Below are 20,861 nucleotides of genomic sequence, written 5' to 3'. Positions count from 1 at the left end.
ATATGTTATGCAGGCGATCGCAAAGATTTCCTAATTTTTTTATGATTAATCACAAAAAATATTAAGTTGAGTATCTTCTTTTATTTTATACTCAGTAATACTGTTATTGGATGTTAGATATATTACTTATTTTAATCTAGTTATGGAAAATCAAAGTCGTGATTAATGTACGTAGAACAAACTTTGAAAAAAGAGATGAAACTCAAACTGATTTGCATAAATATCCTAGATGTAACTCATATCACGTCCTGTTCATAGAGAAATCTAAATATTTCATTAAATAAGTGATTTTGAGTATTTATGCCGATGCCATTTAATTAAAGGTATATTATCTTCTTATAGAAAATAGCAAAAATACATGTGATCTAAAATACACGAATAGTTACGAGCCTTTAGAACCAATGTGAATGGGGTATCGTCACTTTCGGGTGCAAAGAGGGTAAAGTTTTTTTAATAAATTTTTGACTTGTCGAAAAAAGCGTTACATAGCCAAAGTCCTCATTTGAGAAAGGTTTCACCCTCAAAATGAGAATTGAAATTTGAAAAAGTGGCCAATAATTACGCTAAAACCCTGATCCCCAAGTCGAAAGGTTCATGTTAGTCTGTTGCAGTTATAAATAAAAAGTGAAAGCGGAACGAGTTCGAGTTTTTCAGAAGGGAAGTTACTTTTACAAAGTAATAAATCCCGCAAATTATAAAACTTTTAAGTTCTACAGACGCTTTAAAAACGGACGCATGAATCAAAGACATTTGTGGACTATTGTTGCCCTGTTTATGACTGTTTTGGGTATACCCTCAGTCGGTTGTACTCAAACCACTAGGGGGAATGCGCTAGCATCCCAAAAATCACCTATCGCTCCTATCACTGATGCGGTGAAGGTGGGAGAGTATCAATCAACAGCAGGAAAGCAAACTTTGGATGCTGTGATCACAGAAATCCATCCTCACAACGTTGGAGGACGTAAGGCGGCAACCCTTTTTATCAAAAATATACCTGTTCTCACATTTTTGAGTTCTGTATCAAATACGGATCTTGAAAGTAAAAAAGTTGGTGAAGTTGGAAATACTGGGGGCGTACAATCGTACGCCCTTATTGCTAACAACTCATCAAAAGCAGTGAGTGCTGAGAACGCAATGGCTGTGAGCAACCAGATTAGTTCTGTTGACAATGACCCGGTTCAGATAGCTAGTATAATAGCCGCTAAAATCAATCAGTTGAATCGGGAAAACGTGGACGGTAGCAAGATTACTGTAAGTTGGAAAGCGGGGGAAAAATCTACAGTTGCTAATCAAGCGCAAAACAAAAGCGCCCCTGTCCAGCAAAATGGCGATCGCTATGTCATCAAGATTAATGGCGAAGAATTGGTCGAAATCAATGAAGGTACGCGATTAGCAGGTACCACCAACAATCTAGCGCAAGATGCATTGCAAGCAACCAATCGCCTACGCAGACTATTAGGCAATGCATCTCCCTTAAAAGAAATTGCGAATTTACCAATATCAATACCGAAATTGCCACGAGAGATTTCCGTCGGCGGAGTGCGAATCTCTTTCGGAGGTATGGCTTCCTATTACGGCTATGATGGCTCTGGTAATCGTACCGCTAGCGGTCAGAGGTTCAATCCAGAGGAGATGACTGCCGCCCATCGTAGCTTACCCTTTGGTACACAAGTTCGTGTAACCAATACCAGGAATGGTCGTTCTGTAGTGGTACGGATTAATGACCGAGGCCCATACGTTCGCGGGCGAGTTATAGACTTGTCAGCTGGCGCGGCTCGAATTTTGGGAATGATGGGTAGCGGGGTGGCACAAGTACATATCGAAGTCTTAGGGAAATAATCGAGTAGGGAATAGGGAAGAAAGTTAATCACTATGTAAGGAAACTCAACCTACCTTTTTAATTTTATCGAAAGCGGCGAAAAACTCCATTCCCCTATGGGTGGAGTTTTTCATCATTGCATACCCAAATATGCAATTAGACCACAACATATCAAATCTACGCCCTTGAGTTACGATAATACCTGCAAATACCTTGCCGAAAAATACCCTGGTGACTTTGCCAGATGGTTACTTGCATCTGACAGCGACAAAATATATCAGCTTGTGTACAGGTTTTAGCTGGTTTGCGGTTTGACAAAAGTTTGATTACACAGCTTTTCAGACAGGAAATTATGCAAGAATCTGTGATTTACCAAGACATTCTGCAAAAAGGATTGCAACAGGGAGAAGAACGAGGAAAGAAACAGGAGGCGCTATAGCTGATTTTGCGTCTTTTGACACGTCGGTTTAGTGCAATTGAACCAGAGATAGAACAGCAGATTCGCACATTATCCATCGCTCAATTAGAAGACTTAGCTGAGGCGCTGTTAGATTTCTCCAGTCAAAGCGATCTAGTAAACTACTTAGGAAATATCTCTTTAGCTCAATCCAATCAGAAAGATTAAATAATTCGTAATACTCGTCATTCGCGTAGCGTCTCGTAGAGAAGGCAAGAAGCAAGCTACGTAATTCGTAATTATTTGATCGGATAGTTAACCTACAGCGATCGCACTTTTTGGAAACACATATAAGTTGTGCTTATCTCAATTGCGATCGTTGTGGTTAGATGCCGACAGTGAAATAATCTCAGAAAAACGCGAATACTTAACCGCATCGCTAGTAGGATAATCTATCGATACGGCAAGTAACCCAACTTTTATATCCTCGAAATAAATCACACCCCCAATACGTCCTTCAACTTGGAAAGGCCCATGAAATAAACGGTACTGTGCAATGTAGATCAGGAAAAAGCCAGTAATCTTTATTGCCCTCTCAAACATTTGCTCACAAGTTTTGTGGAGGACATTATCTAGGTATTCATTATAGGCAGGCTCACCCAGTTCAGTAAATTCTGAATGATCCGCAAAATGATCCATATAAAATAACCAGATATTGGACAAGTCTGCTTCATTCGTCAGTTTTTGCTTAAGTTCCTGCAATCGGTCGATATTCATAGTGTGGATAGATATTGAGGAGATGAGGCGAGCTGACAACACTGTTAAAAATCTACCACAGCAACACCTGTTTCTAACAGAAGCTTTTTTATCCCAGCAATGCCGTAATTACCACACATCCTCATTGTCGGGTTTACAAAACTCACCTCAATTGTGACGATTACGCTAGAATTATTAAAGGTTCTTTACAGAGTTTGCCGATCATCCCCAATTCTGTTAAAACAGCCTAGCATTCAAATGTAAATCTTATAAACACCCTCTAGAGTTCACCAAAAGCTTCTATGACGCTCCCAATTCGCAACGTCGCCATTATCGCCCACGTTGACCACGGCAAAACCACCTTGGTTGATGCACTCCTCAAACAATCCGGCATTTTCCGCGAAGGCGAAGACGTTCCGGATTGCGTTATGGACTCCAACGCCCTAGAACGGGAACGGGGTATTACTATCCTGTCTAAAAATACAGCAGTTCGCTACAAAGAAACACTAATTAATATTGTTGACACTCCTGGACACGCTGACTTTGGTGGCGAAGTTGAACGCGTACTCGGCATGGTTGACGGCTGTCTTCTGATTGTCGATGCCAATGAAGGCCCCATGCCCCAAACCCGCTTTGTTCTCAAAAAAGCCTTAGAAAAAGGGCTGCGCCCCATCGTTATCATCAACAAAATTGATCGTGGTCAAACTGACCCCCACGTTGCTGTTGATAAAGTATTGGATCTGTTCTTGGAATTAGGGGCAGATGAAGACCAGTGTGATTTTACCTATCTGTTTGCCTCCGGTATGGCAGGTTTCGCCAAAGAAAGCTTGGAAGCAGAATCGGTAGATATGCAACCCCTGTTTAACGCGATTCTGCAACACGTTCCACCACCAGTAGGTGACAGCACTAAACCTCTGCAATTGCAAGTTACAACCCTAGATTATTCTGAATATCTGGGACGGATTGTAATTGGCAGAATTCACAACGGTACTATCCGCTCAGGACAACAAGCAGCCTTGGTAACAGAAGATGGCACTATTGTCAAGGGTAAAATTACTAAATTGATGGGATTTGATGGACTGAAACGCGTAGAGATGGAAGAAGCAACCGCAGGTTATATTGTGGCGGTGGCTGGTTTCGCTGATGCTTATATTGGGGAAACGATTACTGACCCCAATGATCCGCAAGCTTTACCACTAATTAAAGTAGATGAACCAACCTTGCAAATGGCCTTCTGGGTGAATGATTCACCCTTTGCTGGTCAAGAAGGTAAGTTGGTGACATCAAGACAAATACGCGATCGCCTATTCCGCGAACTCGAAACCAACGTTGCTTTGCGTGTCGAAGAAACCGATTCTCCCGATAAATTCCTCGTTTCCGGTCGTGGTGAACTTCACCTGGGTATCTTAATTGAAACCATGCGCCGCGAAGGCTTCGAGTTTCAGGTATCTCAGCCACAGGTAATTTACCGCGAAATCAACGGTCAACCTTGCGAACCTTTTGAACTCTTGGTGTTAGACGTTCCTGCTGATGGTGTGGGTAGCTGTATTGAACGCCTCGGACAACGCAAAGGCGAAATGCAAGATATGCAGCCAGGTAGTGGCGATCGCACCCAGTTAGAGTTTGTCATTCCCGCCCGTGGTTTGATTGGTTTCCGGGGTGAATTCATGCGGATGACTCGTGGTGAAGGTATCATGAACCACAGCTTCTTAGACTACCGTCAGATTAGTGGTGACATTGAAGCTCGTAACAAAGGCGTTTTAATCTCCTTTGAAGAAGGCGTTTCTACCTTCTATGCCATGAGAAATGCCGAAGATAGAGGAGCATTCTTTATTACTCCCGGCACAAAGGTTTACAGAGGTATGATTGTGGGAGAACACAATCGTTCCCAAGATTTGGAACTGAATATCTGTAAAACCAAGCAGTTAACCAACCACCGCGCTGCTGGTGGTGATGAATTAGTTCAGTTGCAAGCACCGATAGACATGAGCCTAGAGCGTGCTTTGGAATACATTGGCCCCGATGAATTGGTGGAAGTTACACCCCAATCGATTCGTCTGCGGAAGATGTCGAAGAAATTGGCGAAACGCTAAGTAAATCAATAATGATTTGTAGAGGGTGGAGAAAAATGGAGTGAGCATCCCAATTTTGCAAGAACATGTTTGTCATTGCGTACTCCTTCGGAGAACCCGAAAGAGTACGCAATGACAATTTGTAACTTGAGTTTGATATAACTTGCACATTTGGGATGCTCCCAAAATGGATAGCTAACAAGTATGAATCTCGACGCGATTAATCGCGTCTTTAGTGAGTGGCTGTGGTGAATCTGTTTGTGATCATTCCCAGTGCAATACCGTTCGGTTAAGGTTTTTTGATGAAAATTATAAATCTCAAAGACGCGATAAATCGGCGTCTCTACAAAAGACTGATTATTGTAGAGACGCCGATTCATCGCGTCTCTTGCCTTAACCGAACAGTATTGATTCCCAGTGGTAAATGCGATCCATCCCCCATCTGGTTTTCGTATCGAAACATTAAGGAATATTGCATTTGTGCAGAAACCTGAAGGGAAAACGTCAAATCACCCGAAAGACCGTGGTAGTATGCTCTGGGTAAATGTGAAGATTTGGGAGAAAGACCTTTGACACTACGGGTTGCTGTTATTGGGTCAGGCCCTGCTGGTTCATCTGCCGCAGAAACGCTGGCAGCCTCTGGGATTGAAACCTACCTGTTTGAGCGGAAGCTGGACAATGCAAAGCCTTGTGGGGGTGCAATTCCCCTGTGTATGGTGAGTGAATTTGACTTACCACCAGAGATTATCGATCGCCGGGTACGGAAGATGAAAATGATTTCGCCTTCCAATCGCGAGGTTGATATCAATTTGGTAAATGAAGATGAATATATAGGAATGTGCCGCCGGGAAGTGCTAGATGGCTTTTTGCGCGATCGCGCGGCAAAACTAGGCGCAAATTTAATTAATGCCACTGTTCATAAACTCGATATACCAGGAAACAATACTGATCCCTATACCATCCATTACATTGACCATACAGAAGGGATATCACAGGGTATTGCCAAAACTCTGAAAGTGGATTTAATTATTGGGGCAGACGGGGCTAATTCTCGCGTTGCTAAAGAAATGGACGCTGGGGATTACAATTATGCGATCGCTTTCCAAGAGCGAATTCGCTTACCCGAAGACAAAATGGCCTACTATAACGACCTCGCCGAAATGTATGTCGGTGATGACGTTTCTACCGATTTCTACGCTTGGGTTTTCCCCAAATATGACCACGTAGCTGTCGGTACTGGCACGATGCATATTAATAAAGCAAGCATCAAACAGTTACAAGCTGGTATCCGCGCCCGTGCATCCGAGAAGCTAGCAGGCGGTAAAATCATCAAAGTCGAAGCCCACCCCATTCCTGAACATCCCCGTCCCCGTCGTGTTGTCGGTCGCATCGCTTTGGTGGGAGATGCTGCTGGTTATGTTACTAAGTCTTCTGGTGAAGGTATTTATTTTGCCGCTAAATCTGGGCGGATGTGTGCCGAAACCATTGTGGAAACATCTAATGGTGGTAGCCGGATTCCTACAGAAGGCGACCTGAAGGTTTACCTGAAGCGTTGGGATAAAAGATATGGACTCACTTACAAGGTGTTGGACATTCTGCAAACCGTATTCTATCGTTCTAACGCCACCCGCGAGGCGTTTGTGGAAATGTGTGATGACCTCGATGTACAACGGCTAACATTCGATAGCTATCTGTATAAAACGGTTGTCCCAGCTAATCCCATCACCCAATTGAAGATTACTGCCAAAACTATTGGTAGTCTAATTCGGGGTAATGCCCTTGCACCTTAATTGAGGGCAAAGGACTGGGACTTGCAACAAATAAATTACTTAATTTTGTGGGGTGGATATCTTGCACGCTGATTAATCAGGGCGGGCAAGATGCCCACCCCACAATATATTTTTATCATTTGATAGTAATGGTTAGTGAGGAAGGCTAATCATGCAACTAAATCGATTCGACAACATTCAGGAATTCTGGCACTGCACTCAGGCTTACTTACTCCAGCATCAGGTAGAAAATAATGTTTTACTCAGTATTTTGCATACCTTGTTGCATAACCCAGAACGTTATCTGGGTAAACCTTATTTAGCAATTGTCCAAACAAGTAGTGAGATTCTGGCTGTTGCTATCCGCACCCCACCTCAAAAATTGATACTATCCAAAGCCCAGAATATGGATGCCTTGCGGTTGATTGCTCAAGATTTACGTCAAGAGCAACTGCCAGGAAGCATGGGACTGGCTAATGAGGTAGAAATATTCTCGCAGACTTGGCAAAGGCTGACAGAACAATTCTATCAACGGTCGGTGGTAATGAAAATTTACCAATTAACGGCAGTGCAAAGAGTCTCAACGGCCAGAGGATATCTCAGATTGGCAACTGAAAGCGATCGCTCTCTTTTGATCGAGTGGCTTTCTGCATTTTTATCTGAGACAGATCAGGTGGTGAGCTTTGATTTATTTTCTCACCATATTGCTAGAGCGATTGAGACGCCAAATGATGTGCGGACTCTTTATTTGGGAGTGATTGTTTACAATCCCAGCGATCGCCCTGCAACTGTCAATATCTTGCAAGCAGCTAGTTATGTTAGTCAACCTGATGCACCTTTTGTCAAGTTAAGGATAATCGTAGGTTGGGTGGAACGAAGTGAAACCCAACCTACCCGCGAAAATGTTGGGTTTCGTTCCTCCACCCAACCTACGCATCTGAGGGGTTTTTGGCGCTAACTGAACCGTATTGGCTTATACCTATTTGCCTAAAAAACCTTCGATTGATATTTACCCAAAAGATTTGCCTGCACTACCTCCTGCTATTTTTTAGTTCCGTCGAACTCACGTTAATATAGGAAAAAACCAAATTCAGATGAGTAATCAGATTCTTGAGAAGATATCATAAGTACTAAAACTCAACATTCTTATTTTTCAATTAGCCTACTTTCAAAGAGGAACGTACTTTTTCAACGACTTGAGTAAGTGCGCCAGGTTCAAATGGACAAATGAGATTTGCCGAGCGCACTAATTCTCGAAAGGACGCAGAACCGCCGCGATCGCATAACGCAATATACTCTGCTAGCGTCTTTTCATAATCTTCTTCTGCTTTGACCCAAAACTGCAACGCGCAACACAGAGCCAAAGTGTAATCAATGTAGTAGAACGGCGAACAGTAGATGTGTTGTTTGTCTTGCCAGAGTCCGCCTTTGTTAAGGTATTTCAAATCTCCATATTTTCGCCAAGGCAGATAACGAGCTTCCATCTGTTGCCACATTTTTATGTCCGCGTGTTTAACGTCTCAACATTGTCCGATTTCTCTTTGGGCTAATTGAACTTATGAAAACGCAATCAACTTAAATGATCCTCTAGATAATCCGCCATCATTAGTTTCATGTCAGCAATCATACCATCAATTACTTAAACAAAAAAGATAAGGGATTGCTCATATTTTCAGCAAAACTAAGAATCCCGCGATCGCGATGTTCGTAAATTAACTGACCTTGGGAATCAAATAGAAAAGTGCCTCCCCGTTGTGTCAAATAAGATGAATCTGGTACATAAATATTCCAGTTTCTCAAAACTTCAGTCATGTTTCGCAGGCGCAGGGTTGCTAATTCAAATGGGCGCTGAAAACCTTTTCCTCCAGCCGCTTTGAAAAACGAACCTTTTATTGGTGGTAAAGGTGTACCCTTGATAACTTCCTCATCAGCAATTAATTGAGGTGCTTTTTTATCACCTTTGTAACCCCGAAAAACTTCCTTGAGAGTTCCAGGGCTACGAATTCCTGCACACATTAAGATTAAATTAAGCCAAGCTTTTTGTGAACTTGATAGCAAAGGAAATTGTATAGATAAGCCGCAATAAAGCCGTAAAAGCTCGTGAATTTCAGCCTTTGCATCCACAAATAACCATTCTTGAGGAAAGCCAGTATATTCGCAAAACTTGATCCCCGAATTGCGGTTTCCAATTCCAATAGCGCGAATTATGATTCCTCTGGCTTCAATCTCTTCAAATTCTTTTCGCAGCCACCAAGCATATTCTAAGTTATCAAAATCTCCCAACTGCGACCAAATAAGTACGAGCAATTTTGAAGTATTAGAGCAACCATCTAAAACGGGTTTAATCTCTCCATCACTAACTCGCAAGCGTTGAGTTTGACTCAAAATTGAGTAAATATCTGGAGAATTGGTGGATGTTTCAGTATTCATGTACGTGAAGGCAACAGTCTTTAAATAAAATTTTAGATGGATTCGGACAGCAACCCTGACATATCTAATACTCGTCCTGACCAAATATTACATTGTTCTGACATTTGCCTCTGTTTACTATCATCAGATCAAATAGTATCAAAAGTTAATCTCTTTCGTGCCAGTTGAACTTGAATGTTAACCAGTTATTCAGCATATTCAGGTTCAATTTCTGCTGCCGTCCATTCAATAAAACATATAGTTTCATCTGTCACACTTTCAACAGCTTCTTTATAAGCGCTGTTACAAAATGTTCTAATCCTTGCTAAATTGGAAGCTATATGTCCTAAGCGAGTTGATGTATTTTCACTTTGAAAATGTACTTGTTTTTTATCTAAACTCTGGTTCATATCCCCCAATTAGCTCCTGAGTTATTTTTTTTACACGTTCTTGAATGGCTGGATCTTGAATTAACATTGAGCGATTATTTTGGCTGGAGCGAATGTTAATAATCGATTCATAAGCTATCGATTGGTCAAAGGGAGTCCAATCCGCACCCCAGATATCTCGCTGTCTACTACCGTCTTCAAGCAATGCTGCTTCACAGTAAGCGTGTTTCTCTCCTCCTCCAGCCAAAATCCCTTTTTCAATGTCTACTGCCACTTTAATGTAAACTCGCAGAGAGATTGAGTTTCAGTATAGGATTTCTGTATATCTGCCCATAGTAGCAACTAAATCAGTGGATGCTCAGAGCAATGGCTGACTCTTCAAAATCGCTTCCCCATAACTTTTCATATTTTTAATTTTTACTTTTTTAATTTGAGTTCCATAAATATTTCGGCTATTTCATTGTCATTATATTTATTAATTTCTTGAAATCCATATTTTTCAAAAACCTTCCTGGCTACAATAGATTTTCTCATCGTATCCAATCTTAATATATGTAATTCGTTTTTATTGGCATTCAATAATAAATGTTCCATTAATAATGTACCTATTCCTTTACCCTGATATGAAGGTAAAACAAAGTACCTTTTAATCTCTCCTATTTTATCTATTTTGTTTAATATCTTTAATCCAATACTTCCAATTACTACGGTATTTTCCCTCATAATCCAGAAATTTCCACCTGGACTTTGGTATATATTTTCAATATTCCTTATATCCGATTGTAAGCCAGTTGGCTCAAATTTATATCCTCTGTACGAATACATTATTTCCAAAAAATCTTCCAAACTAGCCTGGAATTCGGAACTGTATGAGATTAATTCCATTTGTTCAAAGGGAGTGGTCATGGGTTACGTTGTAGAAGAATTTAACCTAAGTCAGTCACATCACGGCTTCTAGTTTTACTAGGGGATAAATCAACTTTACTAGGGCTATTTTCTAAATTACTAGAGCTGATCTTGTTATCCCCTAGTACCTGACTATTACTAGGGCTGACCGAAACACCTAATAACGCCTATCGCCACTAACTTTGTGCCAGTTGTTCTATCAGTTGCAGTATATGTTTCTCAATTTGCCCAAGAGCAACTATAGCCGAGGTTTTATCTATATCGTGAACTAGCCAGTATTCAATAGCATCTGCCCAGTGGGGAAAGCGTTCATTCATTAGTGGGCGGTGTTCTAATTCATCTAGGGCTATAACTCTAGTAGCTGACTGAAAATCCTGCCCACTGGCTGCTAGTGGAAACCGTTCATCATCCGGTAGGTTTACTAAGCGCACTGCTAAAGCCTCAGCCGCATATCGAGAAATTGCCCCCACATTGTTTACACCCTGCTCAAGTGCTAAACCTCGTGAATCAGCCAGCCAATCTAACCCCTGCTTAGTAGCTAACCAATTAAATAGATGTTCAGCAAAGCGGCTGCGGTAATAATTGCCGGTACAAAGGAACAAGATTTTATTCATTGAGACTGACCTGGTTAACAAAACTTGCATACAAGTCCTATTAACTGGTAAATGAGGTAATTTTCAAATAGAATTGCTCATCGGGAGCGATCGCGCCGATTCCAACTCTGATGAGTGCAGTTCACTAATTCTCAGGTGGTGGTAAGTGTTGGCCAATTTCTTTTAATGAACCTATCATACGGCAGTGCCAGTCGCCAAAAGTATTTCGGAAACAGATGCCACTGCTGTTTGAGAATTGATAGACAATACAATTTTTTCTAACTGGATGATAGCGCTTAATCTCAAAGCAACTATAACTGGTGTAGCTTCCTCGGATATCATATACAGGTTGATCTGTATTTATGCTTAAATGCTCACCCCCATGTCTTCTGTTGAATTTCAGGTCAGTTCTGTTGGCAGGACGAGAGATCGGGGCAACCTCAAGAGTGAGATCGTTGACAAGTGACAAATAGCTACTACTTTGACCAGGAGTCCCAAACTGCCATTCTTGGTCACAGAGAAAATACATCTTCGCCTGTTCGACGCTGGGCGCTCCTGTTTTTGGTTCTAGCATCGATGGGCAAGTGTGCGGTGTACGTGCCGTTCTATACGGAAGAGTTTGAGCAGTTAGTACAGTAGGCGTTAAAACCGCAAGCAGTGTACAGCCTATAATTCTCAGAGTAAACTTTAATTTCACGTTGATTTCACTGTCAAGTAAAAATAATCATAGCAGTCGAAGCAAACCTGAGAATCATTACTGACCTCCATCGCGCACTCTTCAACAATTTTGAGAAGCTGACACCACTGTGGGGCGACTCGTGCCAATTACTACGGTCATGTTGGAAGTGGCGGGGATTAAAACAATTCGCAATTCGCAATGACGCTCGTTCGCCCTTGGCGTCTCCCCTTGGGAGAAGACTCGCTAACGCAATTCGCAATTACGTTTTGGGACGGGGATTTAGACCCCGACCCAAAACGGGCTGCCTGTAGAGGTAGGGGACTTAAACCCCCAAAGTTCGTTAAGATGGAGCAGCTGTAGGGTGGGATGGGGTGTAGTTTGCCGCCAACTCTACCAGACTTTTAAAATAAATCATACCACCTTCATACTTGCTTCGGTTTAGTCCCAATTACATCAATAGAAACAATTGAACCCTCTAAAAATCGCTTGCCCATTTTTCTTAGAGGAAACTTGAGCGATCGCCTTTTGCCAACCTGATAGCGTAGCGATCGCTCCAGGGGTATAACTTTGACTCTAAGAATGCTTGTAGCTAGTTTAGATGTCTTTGACTATTGTGATTAATTATGGAAAAGTTAAAAGTGATTAAAAATTTATATGCTTGGTTCGTAATCAGCACAATATCAATCTTATCTTTTTATCCGTTAAAAACTTACGCTGATACTTCAATTAGAACTACAACTACGGCAATCGGTGCTTTTAATATTCCTGGATTTAGCTATATGATTTTATTAACTATCTCTTACATTTATACGTTATTTATTATGGCAAAAACTCCTATTCCTAATTGGAATTGGATAAAATCTCGTCAAGAATATTTAATTTTGACTGTTGCTATTTTGTTTATTCCAATAGGGGTAGTTTCATTAGAAGGAAATGGTACTAAATTCCGTGATTATTTTCTTCTTACAATAGGGTTAGGACTATTCAATTTATGTTTTTACCTTTACTTTAGCTTAACCCTTGAAGAAAGAAAAGCAAGAATAATAATATCTACAATTTATAGTATATTGATATTTATTTCTTTTATGCTTACAGCATATATTGCAGGTCAATGAAGAGGCAGAGAGGCAGAGGGGATGGGGAGCAGAGGAGAAACCCCATAAATAAATTTAGTTGCTCTGAAATAAGGACGTATAAACTTTTAATGATTTCACTAACTGGTATTTTACCAGCATCAGCACAGTTACAAATGATTCATTGTCAAACTAAATTAACAACAGATGAAATTGCTAAAATTCCTAGTGCAATGCTGCGAAATAATTATGATGGCATAGATACTGTAGCTATCATTGGTGATTATGCTAGAGTAAATTATCGTGGTGGACAGAATACAATGTTTGCCACTCTTAAATATCAAAATAGGTTTGAGATATTAAGACCACAAGTATGCAGTTGTTGTGGTCAAAGGGAATTCAGCAACGAACCAATAAAAATAGAAACACAGCAAGTAGCACAGTTGGTAGACAGACCCATAGAAATAGTAGAATATCAAAGATATACCTGTATTTGCAGCGAGTGTGGAGAAACACAAACAGCAGACTGGTCGCCAGAGATAGTACCAGGACAAGATATAGGAGTTAGACTGCAAGCTTTTTTGGGATGGATAAATAATTACGGACATTTACCCTACGAAAAACGGGTTTATTCAGGAGATAGTGATCTGGCTGTTGCTGTGACTAGACTTTGCTATAGTGCGCCAGCAGTTGGTCAATGTAATCGCTATATTGCTCTGCCAAGCTCGGATCATGTAACACAACGATATTTTCAGCATTTTGTGTAGCACTGCGAGAAAAGTTAAAACTGCCGCTGACCACAATGTTGTCACATACTACAACCTTATTGTGCATGAAATTGTGCTTGCTGTCTGGTTTATAAGGCTCGGAGTGCTTACCAACTAGATGAGATGATACCTCTTTAAAAGTTTCAGCAACACCAACACTTGCTTCTGTTTTGAGCCAAAGTTTCACCACATGAGACATTTGTGTAGCATCGTATACTCCACTCAAATCTTTCACCTGTTTGTGTCTGAGGGCATCATCAAGTGCAGCGAGAATTGCATGAGAAGTAATCATCATGGAAGCAATCTTGATTCGGTTTTTTGCTGAACCAATCAAACTAGAGATGATGTGGTCAATAGTCTGACCCTCCCCTGGCGAGAAAGCGAAATCAACTTCAGTTGAAGCAATATAAACTTTACCAGTATCCCCAACACCTGTGGTCTTGATATTGCCACTCACCCACAATTCCTGAAAGTCAGTTTCATAGTATGAGCAAAGCTGCGGTGAAGAAATTTGCAATATATTGTTATCTTGGTAAGTCCAAGCATCATCTGTAAAGTTAGCTGAACCAGTCCACAAAGTTGCTTCACTGGTATTCACATCTCGAATGACATATTTATTATGCATCAGCTTTGAGCCAGCAATGCTCTTTATTTCAACTTGAGTTCCCTCAAATACACTTTCTAGGAATGCTTTGGTTCCTTTCGGTGCTGGATCACTGCCACTAGCGATGAAGGGATCAACTGTTTTAGTTTCAGGTTTTCCATGATCAAAGGCAATTCTCACTTTCACACCCGTTTGGGCTTTATTCTTAAGTGCTGTAATTACGGGTTCTGCAAGGGTTGATTCTGTTAAACGAAAATCATAGATTGCAATGTGTAGATTTGACTTTGCTTCATCAATAAACTCGGCTAATTGTTCTGCAATCTTCTGTGGTTGCCCTTTGTTTCCACCATGATTTACATCTGTTAAGAAAGTCGGATTAATTGCTGATCTCACTTTTTTTGACATAAGTCAGTCCTGTTTGAATTATTTGCTTTTACTGTACTCCAGATTGATGAAGTAGTTGAAAAAGAAGTGAAATAAAGATATTAAATAAATCTGAAGTTTATCTAACAACCAGATAGATTAATATTTGTTTATCTGGAGTTTAAGTTAGGTTTAAGTTGAGGATGAGTGGATTTGTAAAATTGTATCTGATGTATACTTTTGAAAGCCTTGCTTCGTGATTGACTGAAAAGTGTCTAGTAAAATTTTTCAACTCGGAAAAGGAGTTTTTTATGAGCCAATTTACCAAAGCAACAGGATTTCTCAATCATCATCGTTTCAAACACTCTCTGGGCGCACCACTAATTCGAGTGGTCGGCAACATTGAAAAATTGTTTCCGGCTCCAGAAAATCATCATGGTGCGAATCACCAACACTTAATTTTAAGCAATATTCAGGTAGAGCATACTGAGGGATTTCCAGAAGGACTGGAAGTGAGCAATGAAATTTTTGTGGCTATTCGCTTCGGCGATAATGAAGGGTTAGTAGATCCAGTACCATTCATTGCAGGAGAACTAGCACGGTTACAGGGTGAATACATAGACGTATCTATTGCCTATGCGACAGAAGATAATCCCGGTTTGTCTGTACTGCATTTTACTCATCATCCAGTGGGTTTTGTAGAATTTCCCATTCGTAGTCAAGATTCACACGGGCCAATTTACACCTAAATAAGTCGCAGTTGCGTCTAGGAAGTAAATTTTCTAGAGGCAACTGCAATAGAGGATTAAATAATTCGTAATTCGTAATTCGTAATTCGTAATTCGTAATTCGTAATTCGTAATTCGTAATTAAGTTTTGTGACGGGGATTTAGACCCCGACCCAAAACGTTCTGCCTGTAGAGGCAGGGGAATTAAAACAATTCGCAATTCGCTTTTTCGCCCATTCGCAATTACGTTTTGGGACGGGGATTTAGACCCCGACCCAAAACGGGCTGCCTGTATTGCTGGGGACTTAAACCCCCAAAGTTCATTAAACTCCTAAACTTTGTTAATCTTTTGTAACTAAAGGCTGATAATCTGCATGAAATCATCTCATCTTTTATTATTAGTAAGTTTATGCTTGAGCTTATTATTGTTGGTCACACCTTTACGAGCAGAGGAGGGACAAGGCAAACTCAAAGGCTCTGATGTCATGAGCAATAACACCAACCAACAGGTATTGGGAGCGGGTAATACTGAAGCGATTAGGCTTGCTGAAAAATCCCCCTTAGTGCAGTCAGCGAAAATTTTTTTGGTAAACCAGACAGAGAAAATAAAAGATATCAAACTGAGAAAAGCCACACTTGATGCAATTGATAATCCCACAACCTGTATCATGCATAGATCCGGATTAACTGATGGGAAAAAGCAGGAGATTGTAGAGCAATTGCTCAAAGTCGGCTTGGTAGATGCGGCGGACGATATGACCTTTCCAGGTGGACTAATAGCTGGAATTTTCCCACCAGTTAGCAATGATGGTAGTGTCTGCCCTCAACTTCCCCAGTCTTTTTTCTCTGCACCTGGAAGTGGAAATAACAGTCACCATACTTATCCCGGAGGACTACCAATACATGAAGCATTTAATAATATTAGTAATTTGAGCTTTGCGAGTAACTATCGGCTAATATATGGTCAAACAAATAGTAATGGTTTACCAATTGTCAATCCAGATAGTGAAAGTAAAGTAGATTCAGACATTTATATCAGTAACGACCTATTAATTGCAGCACCAATCTGGCATGACTGGGCTAAATCAATAGTTTTTCAGTGGAATGCTTCAGGCACTGAGTTTCAGGAGTTGAACTTCGGTGGGAATGGTAAAACAGACAATTATGGTGCGTCGGGCGATTCTAGAACTGGTGGTCATCACATCATCAGTTTGGCAGAGACGATGAAGCGAAAGTTATCCCCAGAGTTTGTGATTACTCAAGCTTGCGCTCACTCATCTCCCACTCTCGGTAACGAGTACAAGGTAGTTAACTGGTTACATACTGCTGCGATTGTGGCTGGAATTGACCCCGTAGCCCAAGGTTACTTATTCATGGATAAGCAACACAAAATGCGTTTGCCGATAGTCCGTAAAATTGGCAACTTCTCACCACAAGCAAATTCTTCACAAACTAACTTACTGGCTGAGTATGCCTTCCATAATCTGTCAGATGCCGATTTTGTTTTATCAATTCCGGCTGTTACTACTGTTCAAGAGCAATTGAGAGCGATCGCTCCCCAGTTCGGCTACAATCCTACGGATACAAAATACATATTACAATTTCGCAATCCTGTGCTAAGTTACTTGTCTGCCGAACGGTTGCTAATTATTTATAGCAATCATGGAGTTGATGGTGTGATTACAGAAATCAGGAAGCTCAGTCAGAAAAAGATTATCTAGCTCGACTAAAATTTGGGATTTCTGGCATAAAGCAATGAATCAATTCAAAATTCAAAATTAAAGACAGCTTCTCCAAAAAAATCCTGACGACCCAGAATTTCATCTGTAAAACGGGAACAATTTTGTTTGAGCGGGCAATTTTGTCCTGGACACATCGTCATATCGTAAGGCATATATTTTTTTCCTGTGGAAAGGGACTTATTTAACGTGAGTTCGACGGAACTAAAAAATGGCAGGAGGTAGTGCAGGCAAATCTTTTGGGTAAATGTCAATCGTAGCGTAGGCGTAGCCCGCCGCAGGCATCGCACTTCGCCTACCCAATTAAGCAAATTCATATCTAGCAAGCTTTTTGGGCTTTTCTATCCGTTGAACGACAATTCTTAGAGCAGGAAGAATAAGTTTCTGGCAAGCACACCTCTGTAAGGTTGCACTACAGTCATGTGCGATCGCTCCTCCGAGTTTACCAGTCATTTGGAGACAGCACGCTTGTAAAGTGGCAGCAAAAGCAATTTAATTGGTAGCAGAGCGATCGCTTATTATTCAAGCGAGGAAACCCCAAGCGACGCCGATAGCGTAGCGTAAAGCCTGCGGCATGGCAACGCTATGAGCCACGCAGGAGCGTCATAGCCCGTTGCAGACACCGCCCCCAATCCTCTACGACCTGTATAATATTTAATAAGTGTTAATTTTATCTGTATGATGCAAGATTTAGAAATACTTGACATTGTAGATGAAAGTGATTGCGTTATCGGACAAAAGAAACGCTCGGAAATATATAGTCAAGGGTTGTGCAATTTTAGAGTTGTCAATGCTTTTGTCGTTAACTCACTAGGACAACTTTGGATACCTCGCCGTTCTGCACAAAAACGAATTTTTCCCCTTTGTCTTGATGTCAGTATGGGTGGTCATGTGGAAAGTGGAGAAACTTACGAAGATGCTCTGCAACGTGAACTCAAAGAAGAATTAAACCTAGATTTAAACATGGTTAATACGCAGTTATTGGGTTATTTAACACCATATCAATATCAAGTATCCGCTTTTATGAAAGTTTATGAGATTACATCAGATTGTGAACCAGATTACAATAAGAATGATTTTATTGAAAGTTTTTGGCTATACCCTTCTGATTTAATAGAATGGTTGAATAAAGGTGAACCTGCAAAAAGTGACTTGATCAAACTTGTGCAGATGTTTTATACAAATTAAGCTAGACTTTTGAGGACTAAAATTAATAAAAGTTTTTGTATGAAGATTCTGGACTTCCTCAAACCACCACCTAATTTGGTATAACAGCGATCGCTCTCCCCAATCAAGCGAGGAAAAGTTAAGAATGCGTAATTTACCAATCGCGCTCAAGCCTAAAAATAAGCAATTTAACCAAGATAAGGATATTGTGGCGGTTTGATTTTCAATAATTCTGTCCAGTATTTTATAGCATTATGTTTGGTGGTTTCGATGTCACGCAATTTGTGAACTCTGCCTATTTCCATTAGAAAATATGTAAGTTTAAGAGCAGTAAGTAAGTTAAAACAAGTCGCAAGTCGCAAGTAAGTTTTGTGAAAGCGACGCGCAAAGCGAGTCTGCGATAGCGCCGGCGGCAAGCGAGTATTTTCGAGTCGCGTCCGGGGATTTAGCGCTGCATTGCGGTCTTGGGGTCTCCCCAAGAGGAGCAACTTTGCAAGACAGACCCCGACCCAAAACTTACCGGTTATTGAACCTGGGGACTTAAGGGTTTCCTCTAAGAAACTGAATGCATAGCGATCGCCCCAATCAAGTGAGGAAAACTCAGGAGTAACCTGACGCAGACATCGCTCCTGTTGAATTTACCACTCGTTTGCAGACAGCATTAGGTGCAGACATTTGTACTTAAGCTGATTAGTAAATATGAAAGTGACTGGGGGCTGTACATAATCCCTGTATTCAATACGGGGATTATCTTTTTACTTCTTACTTTTTACTAATGCTGTTGCTGCCATTGTGCGCGTTGCTGTTCGAGTTGCTGCCTCTGTTCGGGAGTGAAAACAGAGTCCATCTTCGCTTTTTGCGCTGTTATAATTCGCTTGATTTGAGCCTTTTGACTATCAGTTAGATTTAGAGATTTCATCCCATCACGACGATTAGCATGTTGCCCTTGTTGATGCTGTGTTCTTGCTGCTTTCAGTTGTGCAAGTTGTTGTGGTGTATAAACACCTTCGATTTGCTGCCTGCTATCTTTTTCAATTTGACGCAGCTGTTGTTTTTGCGCGTCAGTCAGATTTAATTTTGCCCAGCGACCGCCTTCTTTTTTGTGAGAATTTTGTTGAGCTTGTGCTAGCAATGGCTGTCCATTATGAATCGCATCTGCTTTAACAATAAAGGGAACTGCAACAACACTTACTGCTACAACACTTGCAAGAACAGACATTAACTTATTAAGTTTCATCATACTTTAGAGGTAAATTTGCTTTTTGTGTATGTCATCATCATAGGAATCTATGATCAAAACTGAATGAGCTAAAAGTCATGATTTATACTATGACCTTTGTAATAGTGGCACACGGGAAGGTTAGGAAACCCATCAGTTTCCAATGTTCGGGTTGGGAGTGAAATTCTTGGTAAGCTGTTCCACATTCAACTTGCATAATTAGGGCGGGCAAGATGCCCACCCCACAAGAGTGATATGAATTTTGGATATGCGAACTAGATGTGGTTTAGCTTAGCCATAGCGTTGTTTGATTAACACTGGCGACGCTCCTGTTGAATTTACCACTCGTTTAGAGACAGTATTAGGTAAAGTAATTTGATTGCGATCGCTCTCCTCAATCAAGAGAGGATGCATGACGTAGTTTACCGCCGCAGGCATCGCTCCTGTTGAATTTACCAGTCGTTTAGAGACAGCATTAGGCAAAGTAGTTTAATTAGCGATCGCACTGGTTTCTTAGAGGAAAAAAAGTGAATACTGCGTAGCTTGCAGGCGTTGGCATCGCCCCAATCAAGCAAACGCGCAGAGCGTCTCGTAGAGAGGAAAACAGGGTGCGGGAGCAGGCGTAGTGAATGTTTTATTGATCAACCTTGGCTATCATTTTCACCAATTTCAGATCCAGGGACTCGGCTACCTTGGTTACTTCCGCATTGCCAAACTGCCCGAACAGCGACGATGGTAAATCATATTCAACATAAACTGACTGATCCGCTGCTTCATACACCAGCAGGCGTAAGGGCGCGTACAGTGCCGCTCGGATGTCGTGCTGTGTCATTTGAATGGCAATCAACGGATTGCCTACCACATACTGCTTGGCCTTTTTAGGCGTACCCACTATAGTCAACAGCTGGCCATGGTTTTGAATATCAAACAGAATTAAGTCCTCTTCGCCCCCCCTAAGCTTTAGGTGCGCTTCGACGAATGCCGGTTCTGCTCCTACTTTTTGAATAATCGTTGGGTCTAGGCGACCCAGCGCCACTTCAAGGTTCCGGGTAAAATCGTCAAAGGTCGAAGTCACTTTTACCACTTGGTGGTTCATGTCAATGATGGTTCTCATGGCTGTTATGTTGTATAACCGAATCTAGTTTTTAAACAGACGTGTTTTAATTTGTGATGAATCTGATGAGAATATCATCACCTTCTGAGTAGAATAAGCGATCGCTTCGTTGGTAGCTGGGGCAGCGATCGCACTACTCAATCAAGCGAGGATGCATAGCGATGCCCAACTGTTGGAGACGCTCTACGCGTTCGGTGACGCAAGAGTGATGAAGTCAGTATCGGGTAAAATGTTGGGAATTAAATATATTTAGGATGAGGAGCAAGATTTAATCGCAATGAACAATCAACTTAAACGA

At 41.2% G+C, this 20,861-nt stretch carries 22 protein-coding genes and 3 pseudogenes; 11 read left to right on the top strand and 14 right to left on the bottom strand.

The genetic code is table 11. The annotated features are described in order from the left end of the window. Positions 1-735 precede the first annotated feature (735 nt). The gene (locus V7K76_RS20955) at positions 736-1,839 is read left to right on the top strand and encodes a septal ring lytic transglycosylase RlpA family protein (protein WP_334778965.1); all 1,104 of its coding nucleotides are present in this window, start codon (positions 736-738) and stop codon (positions 1,837-1,839) included. Between the two features lie 242 nt (positions 1,840-2,081). Beyond that, a pseudogene (locus V7K76_RS34645) lies at positions 2,082-2,444 on the top strand (DUF4351 domain-containing protein); the annotation flags it as partial. A 138-nt stretch (positions 2,445-2,582) separates the two neighbouring features. Here the strand turns inward: V7K76_RS34645 and V7K76_RS20945 are convergent. Continuing rightward, a complete protein-coding gene (locus V7K76_RS20945; RefSeq protein WP_334778963.1) occupies positions 2,583-2,993 on the bottom strand; it encodes a hypothetical protein in 411 nt (136 codons plus the stop codon). 281 nt (positions 2,994-3,274) lie between these two features. Between V7K76_RS20945 and typA the strand changes: the two genes are divergently transcribed. The 4 genes and pseudogenes from typA to V7K76_RS20925 form a co-directional block, all read left to right on the top strand. Next, a complete protein-coding gene (typA, locus tag V7K76_RS20940; protein WP_334778962.1) occupies positions 3,275-5,065 on the top strand; it encodes a translational GTPase TypA in 1,791 nt (596 codons plus the stop codon). Between the two features lie 281 nt (positions 5,066-5,346). Then, positions 5,347-5,538: a hypothetical protein gene (locus V7K76_RS20935; RefSeq protein ID WP_334778961.1), complete on the top strand. Its 192-nt coding sequence runs from the start codon at positions 5,347-5,349 to the stop codon at positions 5,536-5,538. 75 nt (positions 5,539-5,613) lie between these two features. Further along, positions 5,614-6,834, top strand: a complete 1,221-nt coding sequence (gene chlP, locus V7K76_RS20930; RefSeq protein WP_334778960.1) for a geranylgeranyl reductase — start codon at positions 5,614-5,616, stop codon at positions 6,832-6,834. A gap of 661 nt (positions 6,835-7,495) precedes the next feature. Beyond that, positions 7,496-7,663, top strand: a pseudogene (locus tag V7K76_RS20925) (DUF3370 family protein); the annotation flags it as partial. Positions 7,664-7,970: 307 nt separating this feature from the next. On the opposite strand, the gene V7K76_RS20920 reads toward V7K76_RS20925, so the two are convergent. The 7 genes from V7K76_RS20920 to V7K76_RS20890 form a co-directional block, all read right to left on the bottom strand. Then, positions 7,971-8,309: a hypothetical protein gene (locus V7K76_RS20920; RefSeq protein ID WP_334778959.1), complete on the bottom strand. Its 339-nt coding sequence runs from the start codon at positions 8,307-8,309 to the stop codon at positions 7,971-7,973. Between the two features lie 139 nt (positions 8,310-8,448). Beyond that, positions 8,449-9,243 (bottom strand): peroxiredoxin-like family protein, encoded by a 795-nt coding sequence (locus V7K76_RS20915; RefSeq protein WP_334778958.1) that lies wholly within the window; start codon positions 9,241-9,243, stop codon positions 8,449-8,451. A 185-nt stretch (positions 9,244-9,428) separates the two neighbouring features. Then, positions 9,429-9,632: a hypothetical protein gene (locus tag V7K76_RS20910; RefSeq protein ID WP_334778957.1), complete on the bottom strand. Its 204-nt coding sequence runs from the start codon at positions 9,630-9,632 to the stop codon at positions 9,429-9,431. Then, entirely contained in the window at positions 9,613-9,909 is a 297-nt protein-coding gene (locus V7K76_RS20905) for a DUF5674 family protein (RefSeq protein WP_334779004.1), read from the bottom strand. The genes V7K76_RS20910 and V7K76_RS20905 overlap by 20 nt, the downstream gene beginning before the upstream one ends. A gap of 119 nt (positions 9,910-10,028) precedes the next feature. Beyond that, entirely contained in the window at positions 10,029-10,496 is a 468-nt protein-coding gene (locus V7K76_RS20900) for a GNAT family N-acetyltransferase (RefSeq protein ID WP_335029997.1), read from the bottom strand. Positions 10,497-10,693: 197 nt separating this feature from the next. Next, positions 10,694-11,131 carry a low molecular weight phosphatase family protein gene (locus V7K76_RS20895; protein WP_334778954.1) on the bottom strand — a complete coding sequence of 146 codons (438 nt, stop codon included), beginning with the start codon at positions 11,129-11,131 and terminating at the stop codon, positions 10,694-10,696. A gap of 124 nt (positions 11,132-11,255) precedes the next feature. After that, the gene (locus V7K76_RS20890) at positions 11,256-11,684 is read right to left on the bottom strand and encodes a hypothetical protein (RefSeq protein WP_334778953.1); all 429 of its coding nucleotides are present in this window, start codon (positions 11,682-11,684) and stop codon (positions 11,256-11,258) included. A gap of 728 nt (positions 11,685-12,412) precedes the next feature. Between V7K76_RS20890 and V7K76_RS20885 the strand changes: the two genes are divergently transcribed. Together V7K76_RS20885 and V7K76_RS20880 are read left to right on the top strand one after the other, a co-directional pair. Beyond that, positions 12,413-12,904 carry a hypothetical protein gene (locus V7K76_RS20885; protein ID WP_334778952.1) on the top strand — a complete coding sequence of 164 codons (492 nt, stop codon included), beginning with the start codon at positions 12,413-12,415 and terminating at the stop codon, positions 12,902-12,904. Positions 12,905-13,206: 302 nt separating this feature from the next. Next, a pseudogene (locus V7K76_RS20880) lies at positions 13,207-13,488 on the top strand (IS66 family transposase); the annotation flags it as partial. Positions 13,489-13,525: 37 nt separating this feature from the next. On the opposite strand, the gene V7K76_RS20875 reads toward V7K76_RS20880, so the two are convergent. After that, on the bottom strand, positions 13,526-14,638 hold the full coding sequence (locus V7K76_RS20875) for a phospholipase D-like domain-containing protein (RefSeq protein WP_335029996.1): 1,113 nt from the start codon (positions 14,636-14,638) through the stop codon (positions 13,526-13,528). Between the two features lie 269 nt (positions 14,639-14,907). On the opposite strand from V7K76_RS20875, the gene V7K76_RS20870 reads away from it, so the two are divergent. Continuing rightward, entirely contained in the window at positions 14,908-15,345 is a 438-nt protein-coding gene (locus V7K76_RS20870) for a hypothetical protein (RefSeq protein ID WP_335029995.1), read from the top strand. Positions 15,346-15,698: 353 nt separating this feature from the next. After that, positions 15,699-17,045, top strand: coding sequence for a hypothetical protein (locus V7K76_RS20865; RefSeq protein ID WP_334778949.1), 1,347 nt, complete (start codon positions 15,699-15,701; stop codon positions 17,043-17,045). Positions 17,046-17,089: 44 nt separating this feature from the next. Here V7K76_RS20865 and V7K76_RS20860 read toward each other — a convergent pair whose 3' ends face one another. Beyond that, positions 17,090-17,218, bottom strand: a complete 129-nt coding sequence (locus V7K76_RS20860) for a hypothetical protein (protein WP_334778948.1) — start codon at positions 17,216-17,218, stop codon at positions 17,090-17,092. A 148-nt stretch (positions 17,219-17,366) separates the two neighbouring features. Beyond that, on the bottom strand, positions 17,367-17,516 hold the full coding sequence (locus V7K76_RS20855) for a hypothetical protein (RefSeq protein ID WP_334778947.1): 150 nt from the start codon (positions 17,514-17,516) through the stop codon (positions 17,367-17,369). Positions 17,517-17,741: 225 nt separating this feature from the next. Between V7K76_RS20855 and V7K76_RS20850 the strand changes: the two genes are divergently transcribed. Beyond that, on the top strand, positions 17,742-18,251 hold the full coding sequence (locus V7K76_RS20850) for an NUDIX hydrolase (RefSeq protein ID WP_334778946.1): 510 nt from the start codon (positions 17,742-17,744) through the stop codon (positions 18,249-18,251). Between the two features lie 751 nt (positions 18,252-19,002). On the opposite strand, the gene V7K76_RS20845 is transcribed toward V7K76_RS20850, so the two are convergent. The 3 genes from V7K76_RS20845 to V7K76_RS20835 all read right to left on the bottom strand — a co-directional run bounded on the left by V7K76_RS20845 (position 19,003) and on the right by V7K76_RS20835 (position 20,563). Beyond that, positions 19,003-19,449 (bottom strand): P pilus assembly/Cpx signaling pathway, periplasmic inhibitor/zinc-resistance associated protein, encoded by a 447-nt coding sequence (locus tag V7K76_RS20845; protein WP_334778945.1) that lies wholly within the window; start codon positions 19,447-19,449, stop codon positions 19,003-19,005. 291 nt (positions 19,450-19,740) lie between these two features. Further along, positions 19,741-19,932, bottom strand: a complete 192-nt coding sequence (locus tag V7K76_RS20840) for a hypothetical protein (RefSeq protein WP_334778944.1) — start codon at positions 19,930-19,932, stop codon at positions 19,741-19,743. A 151-nt stretch (positions 19,933-20,083) separates the two neighbouring features. Then, positions 20,084-20,563 carry a DUF302 domain-containing protein gene (locus V7K76_RS20835; protein WP_334778943.1) on the bottom strand — a complete coding sequence of 160 codons (480 nt, stop codon included), beginning with the start codon at positions 20,561-20,563 and terminating at the stop codon, positions 20,084-20,086. Positions 20,564-20,861 lie beyond the last annotated feature (298 nt).

It is taken from the genome of Nostoc sp. (assembly GCF_036917975.1).
Taxonomy (GTDB): domain Bacteria; phylum Cyanobacteriota; class Cyanobacteriia; order Cyanobacteriales; family Nostocaceae; genus Nostoc.
Note: the sequence above shows the minus strand (reverse complement) of the source record. Positions and strands in the feature narration are given on the sequence as shown.

Bases quoted from the DNA above. Each gene is read 5' to 3' on its own strand.
- V7K76_RS20955 (WP_334778965.1), top strand. From the start codon at position 736: ATGAATCAAAGACATTTGTGGACTATTGTTGCCCTGTTTATGACTGTT.
- V7K76_RS20945 (WP_334778963.1), bottom strand. From the start codon at position 2,993: ATGAATATCGACCGATTGCAGGAACTTAAGCAAAAACTGACGAATGAA.
- typA (WP_334778962.1), top strand. From the start codon at position 3,275: ATGACGCTCCCAATTCGCAACGTCGCCATTATCGCCCACGTTGACCAC.
- V7K76_RS20935 (WP_334778961.1), top strand. From the start codon at position 5,347: ATGAAAATTATAAATCTCAAAGACGCGATAAATCGGCGTCTCTACAAA.
- V7K76_RS20920 (WP_334778959.1), bottom strand. From the start codon at position 8,309: ATGTGGCAACAGATGGAAGCTCGTTATCTGCCTTGGCGAAAATATGGA.
- V7K76_RS20915 (WP_334778958.1), bottom strand. From the start codon at position 9,243: ATGAATACTGAAACATCCACCAATTCTCCAGATATTTACTCAATTTTG.
- V7K76_RS20910 (WP_334778957.1), bottom strand. From the start codon at position 9,632: ATGAACCAGAGTTTAGATAAAAAACAAGTACATTTTCAAAGTGAAAAT.
- V7K76_RS20900 (WP_335029997.1), bottom strand. From the start codon at position 10,496: ATGGAATTAATCTCATACAGTTCCGAATTCCAGGCTAGTTTGGAAGAT.
- V7K76_RS20895 (WP_334778954.1), bottom strand. From the start codon at position 11,131: ATGAATAAAATCTTGTTCCTTTGTACCGGCAATTATTACCGCAGCCGC.
- V7K76_RS20890 (WP_334778953.1), bottom strand. From the start codon at position 11,684: ATGCTAGAACCAAAAACAGGAGCGCCCAGCGTCGAACAGGCGAAGATG.
- V7K76_RS20885 (WP_334778952.1), top strand. From the start codon at position 12,413: ATGGAAAAGTTAAAAGTGATTAAAAATTTATATGCTTGGTTCGTAATC.
- V7K76_RS20875 (WP_335029996.1), bottom strand. From the start codon at position 14,638: ATGTCAAAAAAAGTGAGATCAGCAATTAATCCGACTTTCTTAACAGAT.
- V7K76_RS20870 (WP_335029995.1), top strand. From the start codon at position 14,908: ATGAGCCAATTTACCAAAGCAACAGGATTTCTCAATCATCATCGTTTC.
- V7K76_RS20865 (WP_334778949.1), top strand. From the start codon at position 15,699: ATGAAATCATCTCATCTTTTATTATTAGTAAGTTTATGCTTGAGCTTA.
- V7K76_RS20860 (WP_334778948.1), bottom strand. From the start codon at position 17,218: ATGCCTTACGATATGACGATGTGTCCAGGACAAAATTGCCCGCTCAAA.
- V7K76_RS20855 (WP_334778947.1), bottom strand. From the start codon at position 17,516: ATGACTGGTAAACTCGGAGGAGCGATCGCACATGACTGTAGTGCAACC.
- V7K76_RS20850 (WP_334778946.1), top strand. From the start codon at position 17,742: ATGATGCAAGATTTAGAAATACTTGACATTGTAGATGAAAGTGATTGC.
- V7K76_RS20845 (WP_334778945.1), bottom strand. From the start codon at position 19,449: ATGTCTGTTCTTGCAAGTGTTGTAGCAGTAAGTGTTGTTGCAGTTCCC.
- V7K76_RS20835 (WP_334778943.1), bottom strand. From the start codon at position 20,563: ATGAGAACCATCATTGACATGAACCACCAAGTGGTAAAAGTGACTTCG.